The sequence below is a fragment of the Bacillus sp. RC252 genome (genome assembly GCF_044909215.1).
GTDB lineage: Bacteria > Bacillota > Bacilli > Bacillales > Bacillaceae_G > Bacillus_A > Bacillus_A mycoides.
The window spans coordinates 77,769-95,779 of the sequence record NZ_JBIYDV010000011.1 but is presented as its reverse complement, the minus strand read 5'-3'; the positions used below and the strand labels follow the sequence as shown (position 1 = coordinate 95,779).

The window sequence follows — 18,011 nt, the reverse complement described above, 5'->3', positions numbered from 1 at the left end:
GTCCGAATCTATTCGACATGGTGTTATTCCTCCTTCGCTTAACTGTCAGAATGAGAGTGAATATATTCAGTGGGAGAATAGTCCGTTTTATGTGAATAAATCCATGAAGAAGTGGCCATCGACTAGTTCGAACCCACGGATGGGTGCTGTTAGTGCATTTGGTATGAGCGGAACGAATGCACATCTCGTCATTCGACAATATGAGCCAAAAGCATATGTTATCCCGGCTCAAGTACCTTGCTATTTGTTGGTATTGTCAGCTAAGACCAAAGATGCGCTTAAGGGACGAATCACTTCCATGATTGGCATGTTTGAACGTAAGGAAATTAATGCATCCACGCTGAATCGAATCAGTGACATGTTAGTGAAGAAAAGGCATCACTTCAGACATCGATGTGCGATTGTGGTTACCTCTGCCAACGACGCGTTGCAATGTTGGAGAAACGCACTTCGTGGCATTTCAACAGAAAGAGTTTATGTTGATGTGGTGGGGCGTGATTTCGTCGCCGATCCTTCAATGATTGACGAAATGAAACGAAAGTCTAGGCAACTAAACGAGAAAGACATCCAACCAGAAACGTATATTCAATGGGTATCGGATATGGCCCGACTCCATTCCAAAGGATACGCATTGGAATGGAAGAAAATCGATCAGCAAGCGATCGTAAAATGTAACAAGTTGCCTCCATACCCCTTTTCAACGAAACGGTATTGGAGTGGGGAAATGTTCGATATGACGAAAGAAGTCCCTTCAAATAGACCAAAGGCAGTCAAACCAGAAACAAATGAGAATAACAATAAGGTATTGCTCGTTCCTTTGAATGATTATGAACGCAAGGCGTCTTCTTTTAAAGGACAAATGGAAAAGCCGAACAATATATCTTTAGTTCCTTTGTTAAAATTCGAGTCGAAACCCATCCCAACACAAGTGAAGATCGTTAAGAAACATGACATCTTAGAGGATCTAAAGTCTGCAGCAGATATCGGTTTCCAAGGAATGGTTCCAACCCTAAATAGAACGGGTGTAATGGTGGAACACCTTATCCCATATTCCAGTGATTTTGCTGGATATGCAGGTAATTGTGGCGGTGAGGTTCTTGATATCGGATGTGCTTATGGAGTAGCATCGATTGCCGCTTTGGAACGCGGTGCAACAGTTTTTGCAATGGACCTTGAGCAAAAGCATTTAGATATTCTCGAGCAGCGAGTCGAAGATTATTATCGGGATCGGCTCACCCTGAAACAGGGCAAACTCCCCGATGTTGATTTTGAGGATGGTCGGTTTAGTGCCATCCATGCTAGTCGAGTGATTCATTTCTTAAGTCCTGATGACGTGAGACTTACTCTAAGAAAGATGTATCGTTGGTTAAAACCTGGAGGGAAAATTTTTCTTAGCACGGATTCTCCTTATTTTGGCTATTGGCAAGCCAAAGCACCGGAATATGAACAGCGCAAACGAGAGGGCGATCCTTGGCCAGGCTTTATTGAAAATGTGGGAGCTTATTTCGATCCTTCTGTTGTGGCAGGTGGACCACACCTGATTAATGTATTGGACCCAGATGTATTTGAAAGGGAATGTTTATTAGCGGGCTTTATTGTTGAGAAACACGGTTATTTTGAAGCTGTTGGCATTGATCAAAGTGCCCAGCATTCGCATGCATCAGGCATGGAGCATGTAGGCATTATTGCACGTAAGCCACCATTGCAAGAATACCAAAAGTACAAACATCGAAACACAACTCTGTCAAAGGACGGGGTTCAAATCAGTTATGAGGTATCGGGAAGAGGTTCCAAGGCGATTGTTCTAGTCCATGGTTTGGGATGTAATTCAAGCTTTTGGGCTGAACAAGTGGATTATTTCAGCAACCATTATTGTGTTGTCAATATAGACCTGGCTGGTCATGGAGATTCAGGCAGTAATCGAGAGCATTGGACCATTGAGGCGTATGCAAATGATGTAGCATCTGTGGTCAATGCTCTTGGGTTAACCCATGTCATCATGATTGGCCATTCTTTAGGTGGCCCAATCATTGTTGAGGCGGAATACCTCTTAAATGCACACGTCATCGGTCTTATTGCAGTGGATAGTTTGCATAATGTGAAACCAACTCCGTTAACCGATGAGAAATTGGAATGGGTCGTTGACTTCTTTTTGGAGAGTGAAGAAGAAGTTAAGGGTATGTTTCTTCCCGATGCAGATTCCTCTCTAATCAAATTCGTTGAATTGGTAAGGAACTCGGTTAGCAAGTATATTCTGAAATCATCATTTCGCGAAATGATTGTGTATATGCAGACGGTGAAAAGTAGAATTCGTAAACCTTTAACATTAATTAATTCATCATCTTGGTTGCCAACCAACATTGATGCTGCCAAATGTCATGATATTCACGTTGAATTCATAGAAAATGTAGGCCATTACAGTATGCTCGAAGCACCGAAGATACTCAATCATCAGATTGAGAACACAATTGCAAAGTATATTAAAAATATCATAAAAGTGGAAACAAATGGGGGTAGAAAACAACATGAATCTTAGGGAGCAAGATGTTTATCAGTTTCTACGGAGCAGTTTGGCGAAAGAATTAAATATTGAAGAAGAATTGATCCAGGCCGATGTTCCGTTTGTTGAGATGGGCTTAGATTCGATTATTGGTGTAATGTGGCTGAGAAAAATCAATTCACATTTTGGCATATCATTGCCTGCAACCAAGGTGTACAGTTACCCAACATTGGGAGAATTTCATCACTATATGTTGTCCCAAATGGAGAATTCAAAGGAACCATCAGTTGTTAATCATAATGAATCTGAGAATCAATTATTGACACCATTAGGAAGTCATAACAATCAAGACAGAGAAGGACTAGAAGTGAGTAGTAATTTGATGGAACAAAAAGATACAGTGTCAGATGCTTCACTTCTACTCAAGATTGTATCAGAGCTAAAGAAAACTTTAGCGAAAGAAATGGATCTAGATCCAGATATGATTGACGAAGATACTCCATTTACGGAACTAGGTCTAGATTCTATTTATAGCGTTATATGGATGCGAAATTTGAATAGTTTATTTCAGCTTTCACTTTCCATTACTAAGGTGTATAGCTATCCGACAATCAGGTTGTTCGCAGTGTATCTAATTCAAACATATGGGGATTTGATAGACAAGTTTTATACTGAAGTGATGAAGACTTCTACGAACGATATACAAAGTGATCTGTCCCAGAACAATAAGCCAACCGTGCATATTCATGAGAGCACGGTTCAGCTCAATGAACAACACGAAATGATAGCCAATACTAAGGTAGCCGTTACAAAAAAATCACAGAATGACATGGAGGACGACATCACGAAAGAGGCTCAAGGATCACAAACCTGTGATATTGCGATCATTGGAATGTCTGGGAAATTCCCACAAGCTGAAACGTTAGATGAATTTTGGAATAATATTTTAGATGGTAAAGATTGTGTCACTGAAATACCTTCTTCTCGTTGGTCGGTAGACGATTATTATGATCCAAAACCTAATGTACCGGGGAAAACATATAGCAAATGGATGGGAGTGCTGGAGAATGCGGATAAGTTCGATCCGTTGTTCTTCAACATATCACCGATAGAAGCGGAATACATGGATCCTCAACAGAGATTGATGCTGCAGGAGAGTTGGCGATGCATAGAGGATGCAGGATATGATCCCTCCTCCCTATCAGGTACAAATTGCGGAGTATATATTGGTTGTTCTCAGAATGATTATGGCGATGATTTGGATTTGACGGATTTGAATTCTCACCAAAATCTGGGTAACAATAATGCAGTTTTGGCAAGTCGTATTTCCTATTATCTCAACCTACGCGGACCATGTTTGTCGATTGACACATCGTGTTCCTCTTCATTGGTCGCAATCGTTACCGCTTGTGATAATTTGTTGTTAAAAAATATTGATGTAGCGCTAACTGGTGGGGTATGGGTCATTCCAGGTCCTAATCTCCATGTGGTAATGAGTCAGCTCGGCGCATTGTCCCCTGATGGTCGTTGCTTTGCCTTTGATAGTCGAGCGAATGGATTCGTACCAGCTGAAGGTGTGGGTGTGATTATGCTGAAGCGGCTTGAAGATGCTCGTAGAGATCGAGATCATATCTATGCGGTAATCAAGGGATGGGGGGTGAACCAAGATGGAAAATCCAACGGCATTACTGCGCCTAACGCGGATGCACAGGCAGCGCTTCAACGGAGCATATATGAAAAGTTCAATATAAACCCTGAAGATATTCAGCTCGTTGAGACTCATGGGACGGGTACAGCACTTGGTGATCCTGTTGAGATTGATGCATTGACGAACGCATTCAACAGTTATACGGATCAACGCCATTTCTGTGCATTAACTTCAGTAAAGAGTAATATTGGTCACACGGCATGTGCTGCTGGAGTCGCAGGGGTTATTAAAACGGCATTAGCGATTAAAAATAAGGAGCTTCCTCCGACAGCAAATTTCACTGCTTTAAATCCACATCTTGATCTTAGCGAAAGTCCTTTCTTTGTTAATGATAGTCGAAGAAAGTGGATTCAGAAGGAAGGGGTGCGTCATGCCGCAGTGAGTTCTTTTGGTTATAGTGGAACCAATGCACATGTAGTACTGTCTGAAGAACTGGATACTGAGGAATTTTACCCAAGTAATCATTCTTATCTTATCGCACTTTCTGCAAGAAATCGAAAGCAGTTGGAAGTGCAAGTAAAAAATATTTTATCCTTTATTGAGCAAAGACCGGATACCTCAATCGGGAATGTAAGCTACACCTTGATGATTGGCAGAAAACAAACCCGTAACCGACTCGCTGTAATCGTAAAGAATCTATCTGAGTTGACTATTGAACTTACGAAATGGCTAGAGGGAGACCGAAGTAGTCGAGTTGAAACTGGCAATGGTGATCCAACACCTTTAACCGAAGCTCACCCGGAGTGGAAGACGTTTCATAACAGTGCAAGAGAATGCCATATGATAACGAGTGAAGCTCTTTACAACAATGCGATTTCTTTGATTGCTAAGCTATACCTCCAAGGTTATACGCTACCTTTTGAGCAATTATTTAATCATGAGAAGCACCGAAGAATTTCGTTGCCGACATACCCATTTTCCGAACAATCGTTTTGGTTGAGTCATAAAGCACGTGAATCCAAACAAAACCAGGAATACCAAGAAAGTCACCTGCATCCATTGATTCATAGAAATACTTCAATGGGGGACAGGCTTAGCTTTCGTTCTACCTTTACAGCCAACGACTTCTTCATGCGTGATCACAAAGTCAATGAGACCATGGTTGTACCTGGTGTCGTATATATAGAAATGGCTCGTGAAGCGATACAACGGATCATTTCGAGTACTTATGATAAAAAGTTGAAACAATCGGTGAAAATACAATTGAGGCTACAAAATGTCATTTGGCTTCAGCCTGGGACTTTAACTGAAAACGAAATTTCATTAGATGTGCGTATCATGCGAAAATCGAGCGATCGGTTTGAATATAAGATAGTTGATGCAGGAGCGAAAGAGCAGGAGCTTATTTATAGTCAAGGTGTTGGGAGCCTGGTCTCCCAATCTCCTTCAATAGTGGATATTTCTGAGCTATCAAATATTTATACAGATCTTGTACTTTCCGCTCAACAATTTTATGAAATGTACAAAAATATTGGTCTTAACTATGGGAAATCACATCAATCCGTGATTGAGTTAAGCGTGGGTCAAGATGAAGCCTCCTTTCCAGGAGTACTCGCTAAATTAGAGATCCCCCGCAGCAATGACATTAAAGATATAGGGTTTGTGTTGCATCCAAGCATCATGGATGGTGCTTTGCAGGCAACTATGGCATTAGGTCTTGTAAGTCAAAGGGACATTGAATTTGATGGAAAAGCAAGGCTTCCGTTTTCCCTTGAAAGTCTGGATATATATCAACCGACACCGAATCAGGCTTACGCATGGATTCGAAGGTCTGCTGGTTGTATACAAAACGAAGGTTTCCAAAAAATGGATATTACCATATGTGATGTTCAAGGTAATATTTGCATTGACATCAAAGGAATTTCAACAAGGGAATATGAGGTCTCGGGACGTCGTCATGATAATGTGTCGTTCATTGCTCCTGTTTGGACGTCATCTGATCTTCTAATAAATCAACAATATACACTAGATAAGCAAAATGTATCCCATAGAGTCGTATTTATCGGTTCTATTCATCAAGGAATGCTGGAGAGTATCCGACATGTATTGCCTCAATCGATAGAGCTAGATTATTTACAGTTTGATGGAAATACACAAAGCGAGCGTTATGAAAATGTAATTCAGCAGATGATCTCTGCCATTAAAGGATTCGGTGAAAACGAGAGTACGCGAAAAAAATTGCTACAGGTTGTTGTTTTAGTTGATGAATCAAAGACGAACTGGGTATATAGTGGAATATCTGGATTCCTTAAGACGTTATCCATGGAGCATCCTTCGATTCGCACACAGTGCATCGGTTGGTTCGATCCGTTCGACTCTCAAGCCTTTAAGAACTTGATATTCTCTTCGGTACTACAGCAGGTTAGAGATTTGAAATACGTTGGAAATACGGTTTACTTCAAAAATTACAAAAAGGTGTTAGATGACAAAAAGGAGGGGCATTCGAACGTATTGCGTGAGGGAGGAACTTACCTTATAACAGGAGGACTTGGTGGATTGGGGCATATTTTTTCTCATTATATTGCCTCCAATATTGTTCATGGAACAGTGATTTTATCCGGACGTTCAACAAGGGACCACGGTGCCGAGGAAATGCTAGATTCCCTCCGTGAAAAAGGTATCAAAGCAGAGTACTATCCTTGTGATATTTCGCAATTGGATTCAGTGGAGAGGCTGTTTACTCACATAGAATCCAGTTATGGAGAACTAGCCGGAATTATTCACGCAGCGGGGGTTATTCATGATGGTTTAATCATGAATAAATCAAGCGATACTATTTATAAGGTGTTATCACCAAAGGTTGCAGGTATTGTGAACCTAGATGATGCAAGCAGAAGTCATCGTCTTGATTTTTTTGTTAGCTTTTCCTCCAATGTCAGTGAGCTTGGAAATCCTGGGCAATCTGTTTATGCTGCTGCTAATGGATTTATGGATGCATATGTTTCCTGGCGTGCAGAATTGGTTAACAGCGGTCAACGCTTCGGGAAAACACTTTCTATCAACTGGCCGCTTTGGGCTGAGGGAGGCATGAGGGTAGATCAGTATATCGAAGATCAAATTCGTGCACAGGGGCTTATTTCACTAAGCTCGCGCGAAGGTGTTGAAGCATTTCGAACAGCATTAGGTTCCGAATTCAACCAACTATGTGTGTTCTCCGGTGATTTATCTAAGGTAATGGAAGCCTTTAATCTTTATTCTACTCTGACAATGGAGGTAAAATCGGATTCCATTACAGTTCAACCTACAAATGGAAGTTGTTTCCTGAATGAACAGCAGTTGTTGCAACAAATACAGGTTGCATTGATAGATCTCGTGACGGAGCAACTGAAGGTTCAATCTGATGATATTGATCTTAGTGTTGAATTTAGCGAATACGGGTACGACTCAATCAGCTTAACCAAGTTTGCCAATATGATCAATCAAAAATATAATATTTTGCTTACACCAACCATATTTTTCGAGTATCCAACACTTGGTAGCTTTGCAGAATATTTATGTAACGAGCACGAGGCTACACTTGCAGTTCAGGAAGGTTTCAATCAAAATATGAGCGAATTAACATGCGATGGATTAGAGTCTGAAGAAATAGAGACATTCGTTGACTCCTCTTTCAGTGAGGCTCATCAAACCGAAGACCAAGTCTCGGATCATTTGGATAAAAACAATCATCCATCGAAGAATGGTCAACGTGTTGCCATTATCGGAATGAGTGGTAGTTTCCCTCAAGGGGATGATTTGGACCAATTCTGGGATAACTTATTGAATGGGGTAGACTGTATTACTGAAATCCCTTCGGACCGCTGGGATTGGCGTAAATTATATGGAAATCCAAAATCCGCTGAAGGAAAAACCAATGTGAAGTGGGGCGGCTTCATGAACAGGATAGATCTTTTTGATCCTCTGTTTTTTAGTATTTCCCCACGTGAAGCAGAATCCATGGATCCGCAGCAACGATTGTTAATGACTCACGTATGGCGCGCGCTAGAAGATGCTGGATATGCACCGTCAAGCTTAGGTGGATCGAACACAGCAGTTCTGATTGGAACTGCACCAAGTGGTTATGGTAATTTGATGGTAAAAGCAAGTAAACAAGGCGAAAGCTATGCAGCAACAGGCATTTCAGGTTCTATTGGTCCTAATAGAATTAGCTATTTGCTAGATTTGCATGGTCCAAGTGAGCCGATTGAAACAGCTTGTTCTAGCTCTCTAGTTGCTATACATCGTGCTGCTGAACTTATACGCAGCGGTGAAGTAAATATGGCGATTGTCGGTGGAGTAAACACCATCGTAAGCCCCGATCTTCATATTAGCTATAGTCGGGCAGGAATGTTAAGTGAGGATGGACGTTGTAAACCATTTTCCAATCAAGCGAATGGTTATGTAAGAGGCGAAGGTGTTGGTATATTAATTCTCAAGTCTCTCGAACAGGCTGAAGTTGATGGCGACCACATATACGGTGTGATTCTAGGAAGCGCGGAAAACCATGGAGGTCGCGCCAATTCACTGACGGCTCCCAACCCTAATGCTCAAGCGGAGCTGATAAAAGCTGCACATCAGCAATCCGGGATTGACCCAAGTACGGTGACCTATATCGAAGCTCATGGAACTGGAACTGAGCTTGGTGACCCCGTTGAATTGAATGCGCTTAAGAAAGCTTATAAGGATTTACATGAAGAGAGCGGAAGTCATTTAGGTACAGTTTCGGTTTGTGGGATAGGTTCCGTAAAATCAAACATTGGTCACCTTGAACTTGCTGCTGGCGTAGCTGGCGTAATCAAAACGGTACTTCAGATGAAACACAAAACGCTCGTAAAGAGTCTTCATACTGAAACATTGAATCCGTATATTGAGCTGGAGCAGAGTCCTTTTTATATTTTACAGGAGAACCGTCCATGGGAAGTGCATCAGGGAACCAATGGTAAAGCAGTTCCCAGAAGGGCAGGAATTAGTTCTTTTGGATTTGGTGGGGTAAACACACATCTTGTACTAGAAGAATATGAAAAGGATGTTCAGAGTGAGAAAGGGAAAACCCAAAATCACAATGGGCGTTCGGGTTATCCGATCGTATTATCAGCACGTTCCGGAAAACAATTGATAAAAATATCTAAAAATTTGCTTGACTTTATTCAGAAGAATGGATTGACGTACGAAGATCTTGGAAGTATAGCGTTTACACTCCAGGTTGGAAGGGATCCGATGGAGGAAAGGTTGGCTACTGTCGTTTATGATATGAAAGATCTTAAGCAAAAACTAGAATCCATATGTGAAGACGTACCTAATTATGCTTCGTGGTATAAAGGTAGAGTGAAGCTAACAGGTGTAGGGTTGTCTAAATTTAACTCGGATCAGGATCGACTTAACGCAGTCGCGGAATGGGTAGTAAATAAGCGTTATGAGCCTATCCTTAATCTATGGGTTCAAGGGCTCCATTTTGATTGGATACGGATTCATACAGATAATCAAAAGTTAAAAAGGATAAGTTTACCAACCTATCCATTTGAAGAGAAAAGCTATTGGGTGAAGGGCATTTCTCAAATAGGTAACTTGTATGAAGATTCGACAGTCGCTGCCACGAATGAGACCAGAATTCATCCAATGATTCATCAGAATCATTCGAGCTTAAAAGAAGTCGCATATTCCTCTCACTTTAATGGGAATGAGTTCTTTCTATCTGACCATATCGTGAATGGTCAAGCAACGCTGCCCGGTGTCGCTTATTTAGAAATGGCAAGGGAAGTATCTATTCGCGCAAGTGGAGCAACACAATTTAGAGCAGTATCGTTATCCCGATTGGTTTGGCTCAAACCTGCTGTAATTGCTAATAATTTACTAGATCTGCGGACTCGCATCCGATCATTAAATAACGATGAACTAGGCTTTGAGATTTACGGAGAGGCTAGCAATGAGGATTTGGTACATTGTTATGGTAATGCAAGATTTATTGACTCTACCACAAATAATAAACCAATGTTAGATGTGGGGAAATTGCTAAAATCCTGCAACTTACAACATGTGACGAGTAAAGCAGTTTACGACACTTACGAGCAACTCGGAATTGACTATGGTTCTTCTTTCAGATCAGTGGCAGAGATAACATGTGGTGTGGATGACAGAGGATTTCCTCAGGCAATAGCTAGATTATCTTGTCCAGAAAATGTTCGAAATACATTATCTGAATTTGTTCTACATCCTTCGGTGATGGATAGTGCACTGCAGGCCACGTTGGCGATGAATATTAGTTTTGTTTCAGAACAGCAGAGCCAACAAGGAGTAAGCGTACCATTTGCACTCGATGTAGGTCATATTTATTATCCAACTCCTGGTGAGGCTTATGCTTGGATAAGGTACAGTGAAGAAAGCGAACCAAATCATGCTGTTTGTAAGTTAGACATCATAGTGTGTGATGTTGAGGGACGTATATGTGCGGAATTGAAAGGGTTGAGTTCGAGAGTATTGAAGGTTGACGAAGATTCTCAAAAAAAATTGGAGTCTGAACTAATTGCCTTTTCAGTCGCTCCAGATAACAACTCAGGTTCCTCGTTTCAAGAAACTGTAGTGCGTTATTTTCAAAAGCAAATCGCTGATGCCCTTTCGCTACCTGTTGAATGTTTAGATGTAGATTTACAGATGGAGCGGTATGGAATGGACTCCATGATGGCGATGGATCTTACCGATCATCTTGAAAAAACTTTTGGTCCATTATCTAAAACGATCTTTTTCGAGGTTCAGACTGTACGTGGGTTGGCAGAGTATTTCATCAACGAGCATGGAGATCGTCTTATCACGATTTTAGATGTTACAGATTCACTTTCTGTAAATGAAGAGGAAAGAGATGATTCTCAAGAGGAGAAATCGATTTCCTACTCCTCTATGAAGGTGGAGATAACTCCCGAAAGTTCAACAATTCTCAATCAAACGAGGGGCGGAGAAAATGATATTGCCATTATCGGTATCAGTGGACGGTATCCTCAAGCAGATACGCTTGAGGAATATTGGGAAAATTTAAAGTCAGGAAAAGACTGCATTAGTGAGATTCCTTCAAGCAGGTGGGATTATAACGAATATTATAGTGAGAACAAAGATGCCCACGGCAAAAGTTATTGTAAGTGGGGAGGGTTTATCAACGGATTCGATCAATTCGATCCATTGTTTTTTAATATATCTCCTCGTGAAGCAGAGTATATGGACCCTCAAGAGCGTTTGTTTTTACAAAGTGTATATGAAGCGATTGAAGATTCAGGATATACCCGTGAATCTATCGCAACGTCTTTTTCTAGAAAAGGTGAGATTGATCATGGGAACAGGGCAATTGGTGTCTATGTAGGCGTGATGTACGAGGAGTATCAGCTTTACGGCGCTCAGGCGCAAAGTAAAGGAGATTATATTGCGCTTTCGGGGAATTCATCAGCGATTGCTAATCGTGTATCCTACTATTTTGATTTTCACGGACCAAGCATGACGGTGGATACAATGTGTTCATCTTCACTTACTGCAATTCATCTTGCTTGCGAATCGATAAAAAGTGGTCAATCCAGGGTCGCCATTGCTGGTGGTGTGAATGTTAGTGTTCATCCTAATAAGTATTTGATGTTGAGTCAGGGGAAGTTTGCTTCAAGTAAAGGGCGCTGTGAGAGTTTCGGGAAAGGCGGGGATGGCTATGTTCCTGGAGAAGGAGTAGGGGCATTAGTTCTTAAACCATTGTCACAAGCGATTGCGGATGGTGATCATATTTATGGTGTGATTAAAGGGACAGCCATAAACCATGGAGGCAAAACAAATGGTTTCTCTGTACCCAATCCAAATGCGCAGAGTAATGTCATTATAAATGCGTTAGAAGCATCAGGAGTCCATGCTTGTGATATTAGTTATATTGAATCCCATGGTACGGGAACCTCATTAGGTGATCCTATTGAAATTGCAGGATTAATGAAAGCATACCGTAATTTCAATAGGGAGGTGATTCCGGGCAGTTGTTCCATTGGGTCTGTTAAATCAAACATTGGTCATTGTGAAAGTGCCGCAGGAGTTGCAGCTGCAACGAAAGTATTACTTCAAATGAAACACAAAATGATTGTTCCGAGTCTGCATTCTAGCACATTAAATCCCAATATCGATTTTTCGAAGACACCGTTCAAGGTGCAGCAATCCTTGGAAAACTGGGAATGTCCGAAGCGTATTATTAACGAGAAAGAGGTTGTACTTCCACGTATAGCAGGTATATCTAGTTTTGGTGCTGGAGGCTCGAATGCTCATGTAGTGATACAAGAATATACAATGCCAGATGATGAGGATGAGACGATGAACAATTCAGATCCTGTTGTTATTGTGTTATCTGCAGCAACTCAAAAACAATTGATAAGTCAAGCGGAAAAATTGAGGAATTTCCTATCAAAGGAAAATACGATTGAACTTGTTAGCGTTGCATATACGCTTCAAGTAGGTAGAGAAGAAATGATAGAACGAATAGCGATGGTTGCAACAAGCATCGATGAGGTCATTGCTAATCTCAATTCGTTTATTCAGAATCCTACAATGGAAGGGAAATGGAGTAGAGGTTCTGTCTTTTTTGATAGTGAGAAACCAAAGAGACTACTTGCAGATGAACACCCAAATGAGGTCATTGTAAATTGGATAAAACAGGGTCAATACAATAAAATAGCAGATTTATGGGTAAGTGGAGGATCATTTGATTGGAAGAGCTTGTATGAAGGTGAAAGAAAGCCGAAACGCCTAAGTCTTCCCACTTACTCTTTTGCTCAGGAAAGATATTGGGCAGTCGATCAATCCGTCCTAAATGGAAGGATGTGGACAATCAGTTCTGACATGGGTCATCCGCTTATCCATAATAATGTTTCAAATGCCTTCCAAGTTAGTTTTTTATCAACATTTACGGGAAATGAGTTTTTTCTAAAAGACCATATTGTACAGGAATCACCCACCTTACCGGGAGTAGTACATTTGGAAATGGGGCTGGAGGCAGCCAGACGAGCACTTGACGTGGAGAATATTTTCTCAGAAACAGATCAGGAAATGCTTCGTCGTGTTCAACTTCGGGACATCCTATGGCTCAGACCTGCAATGATGTTTGGTGAACCGCTAAATCTTCGGACTAAGATCAAGGCAATAAGTCAAAATAAAGCGGAATTCTCTATATGTTCTGAGACAATGGATGAAGAAGAACTTCTTTACAGCCAAGGTGTGGTGATTGTGGACCACGTTACAGATGCTCATAAAGTGAATTTGAATGAGTTGATGAATCAATGTAACGATGGAAGATTTACAAAGGATGAGGTTTATGCAGAGTTTACACAAAGGGGATTCTCTTATGGACCTGGATTCAAAGGTATCGATGAGCTCCATATAGGCAAAGATGAGAACGGGCTGAGGGTAGTAATAGCTCGACTGTCCATCCCGCCAGAACTTGTTGGGAAGATGCAAGATTATATTCTTATGCCGAGTTTACTGGATGGTGCATTACAAGCATCCATTGGGATTGCCATTTGCCCTGATGAAAAAGTTAACTCGGATTCTAATCTGTTCTTACCATTCGCGGTTGAATCTATGGACGTGATTCGTACCATACCGGAGACTGCTTATGCATGGATTCGTTACAATTCCAACAGTCATTCATCTGATACAATACAGAAACTCGATATCAGTGTACTAGATAGTGAAGGAGGCATATGCGTGGATATTACAGGTTTCAGTTCGCGACAGGTGAGAAGAAATGTCGAGAAGGATAGTGATGTAGAAATATTGTCTGCCGAGTGGGAGACAGTCCCTGAAGCTCAAGAACCTGCCGGGTTTGAAGAGCACCAAGACTTTGAACGAGTGGCTATCGTTATAGGGAATATAGACGATGAAATGAAGAATAAGGTAGAGTTGCAGCTTGGTGATCTGATTACTATGAAATATGTTTCATTAACTGATGATTCACTGGATTTTCAATATCGGTCAGTTACGAAACAATTATTTGAAATGATTCAAGAGTTGTTAAGAATTGGTACGAAACGTGCTATTTTTACTCAAGTTGTCACGTTAACGAATGTTGGTACTGCATCAGAATGCTTTACAGGGCTAGCCGGATTGCTAAAAACTGCCGAACAAGAGAATCCCCGATTTAAAGCGCAGTATATTCATGGTATTCAACATAACGAATTAAGTAAAATTGGTGATATTTTACATTACAATGCTGCACGACCTTCCGAACAGGATATCCGTTATGACAAGGGTGGACGCAAGATAAAGAGATATCAAAGTGTGGATATTGACTCTACGGAAACTGTTCCTTGGAGGGACAAAGGAGTGCACTTGATCACTGGAGGACTGGGTGGTCTTGGTTTGGTTTTTGCACAGGCAATCGCGAAAAGTACATCTGAGTCTACGATTGTATTGATCGGTCGTTCTAAACCCGGAGTTGAAGCGCAACAACGAATCAATGAAATTCGATCATTGGGATGCACCATTGAGTTTATCCAGGCTGATATTACGGATAGAGATTTAATCAATCGGGTGATTTCTGATATTCACAAGGCATATGGCGGGTTGAACGGCATCATTCATAGTGCGGGTGTGAATAAGGATAATTTTATCGTCAGAAAGACCACTGATGAATTCGATACAGTGTTGGCGCCTAAAGTCACGGGATTAATCAATGTGGACCAAGCCAGTTGTAACGAACCATTGGATTATTTTGTATGCTTTTCATCTGTGACAGGTGCTCTAGGGAATATCGGACAGGCAGATTATGCCGTTGCCAATGGGTTTATGGATGGATTTGCGGAATATCGAAATGGTCTTGTGGAGCAAGGATCACGTAAGGGAAAAACAGTTTCAATTAATTGGCCATTGTGGAGATATGGAGGGATGCAAGTCGATACTTCGACACTCTCTAAGCTCAAGAGCGTAGGAATTATCCCACTGGAGACAGAAGATGGACTGAGTACATTTAACCGTTGCATTGCGTCCACTAAACCAAATGTTCTCGTATACTCCGGGAAGCAATACGTACTTGAACAAACAACAGTGGATTCAGCAAGGTCTAACGATATTTCAGGTGCTTTGGAGGTTGCTGTTGCCAACCCCATCGAGGATAACATCTATTTAAGAGAAAGGTCTATAAAATATTTTAAAGAACAGATTTCACAAGGACTAAAAATCTCAGTTAATCGACTGAATATCGATACACCTCTTGAACAATACGGGATGGATTCAATTGTCGGAATGGGGATTATCTCACAGCTTGAGCAGAGCTTTGGGCCGCTATCTAAAACACTGTTTTTTGAGGTTCAAACCATTAGGGAATTGTCGAACTATTTGCTAGAACAACATCGTTCGAAACTGAACAAGCTATTTGACGTTAAAGTAAAGATGATGGATTCAGGTTCATTGGCACCGACTATCAAACCGGACAATAAAAAGTCCTTACTCTCTACCATGGTTGATGAGAAAGAAGAGAAGCCAACCATTCCAAGGCAAGAAAATCCATCGGATGTGGCAATTATCGGTGTTGTAGGGCGTTATCCTAAAGCACAGAATATAAATGAATTTTGGAACAATTTGTTAAATGATAAAGATTGTATAAGTGAAATTCCAGAAAATCGCTGGGATGTGAACAATTATTTTGATCCAGATAAAGACGCGGTTGGTACAGCTTATTGTAAGTGGGGGGGATTTATTGAAGGTGTAGACCAATTTGATCCTCAATTTTTTAACATCACACCACGCGATGCGAAGTTTATGGACCCTCAACAGCGTTTATCATTAGAAATGGTCTGGGAATTACTTGAAGAAAGCGGGATTACGCAATCAAAAATAAAAACTCATTATGATCGTCGAGTAGGCGTTTATATGGGAGCAATGTATCAGATGTATCAGGCAGATGAATCTGATATCGTTGGTCATGCTTTGACTTCGGTGTCCTCATACAGTCTGATTGCTAATCGATTGTCATACTATTTTGGCTTTGAAGGTCCTAGTGTTGCTGTCGATAATATGTGCTCCTCCTCTGCTATGGCAATCCACTTAGCGTGTAATGCTTTAGCGCAGGGTGAAGCTAAATTAGCGATTGCTGGCGGTGTGAACCTAAGTATTCATCCTCACAAATATGTAGCGTTGAGCCAGTCTCAAATGCTCGCCAGCAGTATAGAAAGCAGAAGTTTTTGTGCAGGAGACGGGTACTTGCCTTCCGAAGGTGTAGGCGTTGTACTGTTGAAACCACTTCGTGATGCAATAAGAGATGGGGATAACATTATGGGCGTGGTTAAGTCGAGTTCGTCGATGCACAGTGGACAAGCCAATGGTTTTATGGCTCCGAATTTCAAGACCCAGGTGAAAGTGGTTGAAGATTGTCTCGAACGTGCGGGCCTCGAACCTCATGAGATTGGATATATTGAGGCGGCCGCTAATGGTGCTGCGCTTGGTGATGCAGTAGAGCTGAACGCATTAGCCCAAGTGTTTAAGAACATAAATCAACCTGTTCCGATAGGATCAGTGAAGTCGAATATCGGTCATCCAGAGGCTGCTTCAGGAGTTGCCCAATTAACGAAGGTATTGCTACAATTGGAGAACCGGACGATTCCATCAATCGTTCAAGTCGGGCAGATCAATCCGAATTTGGATCTTGAGAATCTGCCATTCAGGTTAACAAGAAAATTAGAGGCATGGAATGAAGCGGCAAGGGGAGAGCTGAATTATCCAGATACTTCTCCGAGGCGGGCATTAATCAATTCTATCGGTGCAGGTGGCAGTTATGTGAGTATAATCATTGAGGAATATCAAGGAAGTAAAATCGTCTCTCGATCTGAAACCGAATTTGAACCACAACTTGTGATTTTATCTGCAAAAGATGATGCAGCGCTAGACAGAATGGCAGAAAATGCACTTCACTATTTGGATGAAAATGAGAATGTATTTTTACCAGACTTAGCATATACTTTACAGCTTGGGCGCAACGAGTTTCCTTATCGTCTTGCATTTTGTGTTTCTTCAGTGGAAGAGGCAAAAAATTACTTAACCAGTTATATAGAAGAGCACCAATCACAAGATTGTCTGAATCAGCCCTTTTTTAAAGGGAATGCAGAAATAGATTTTGCTCCATTGGAGGCTCTTGTTTCCGGTCGACGAGGAGAGGAACTGATTCGGGGATTAATTAATGATCGTGACCTGGAACGACTTGCTGCACTTTGGGTAAAAGGGTGCCCGATTGATTGGAATGGACTACATCAGCAGTCGGTACGTAAGATTATTCCATTTCCGACATACCCATTTGAACGCAGTAGATATTGGCACTCAGAGACTCATGTCTCGAGAACATCGCAGAGAGGGAGTTCAGCAACGGCTAAGCAAATCTCGCACAAAGTGGAATCCAGTACATCTGATTTTATAACTTATTTAGTCGGATTTTTTAGCGAGTACTCTTGTATGAAGAACGATCAGCTTCCTCTTGATAAGGATTTGCATGCGTTAGGAATAGATTCGCTCGGTTGGTTAAGACTTCAACGTAAAGTTGAGAAGGATTTCGATATCCAATTGCGGTCCACTGAATTGCTCGAATTGATGACAATTAATGCTTTGGCTAAACATCTAGAAGACAAGATGCCCCCGCGAAAATCAAAAGCACGAATCCATACGGATCTAAATATGGATTCGTTTGAAGAATTGGCTGAAGAATCTACCTCGGATGTGTGCATTGTGCCTAATGTGCATCATGCCAATGAAATAGAAGAAAAGAAAAAAATGCTGGAAGGTTTTAAAAGTGGTAAAATCGGGCTTGAAGATATTAAGAAAAAAATACGCCAGTAA

2 protein-coding genes (1 of these 2 only partly in view) are annotated in these 18,011 nt (G+C 41.3%); both read left to right on the top strand.

The features are described 5' to 3' along the window. Window positions 1-2,536, top strand: the end of a protein-coding gene (locus ABH960_RS17010) for an amino acid adenylation domain-containing protein (RefSeq protein WP_404446898.1). The gene continues 19,781 nt to the left of window position 1, outside the view; 2,536 of the gene's 22,317 nt are visible here — the last part of the coding sequence; its start codon lies beyond the left edge, outside the window; its stop codon occupies window positions 2,534-2,536. Further along, window positions 2,508-18,011 (top strand): SDR family NAD(P)-dependent oxidoreductase, encoded by a 15,504-nt coding sequence (locus tag ABH960_RS17005; protein WP_404446895.1) that lies wholly within the window; start codon window positions 2,508-2,510, stop codon window positions 18,009-18,011. Before ABH960_RS17010 ends, ABH960_RS17005 begins: the two co-directional genes overlap by 29 nt.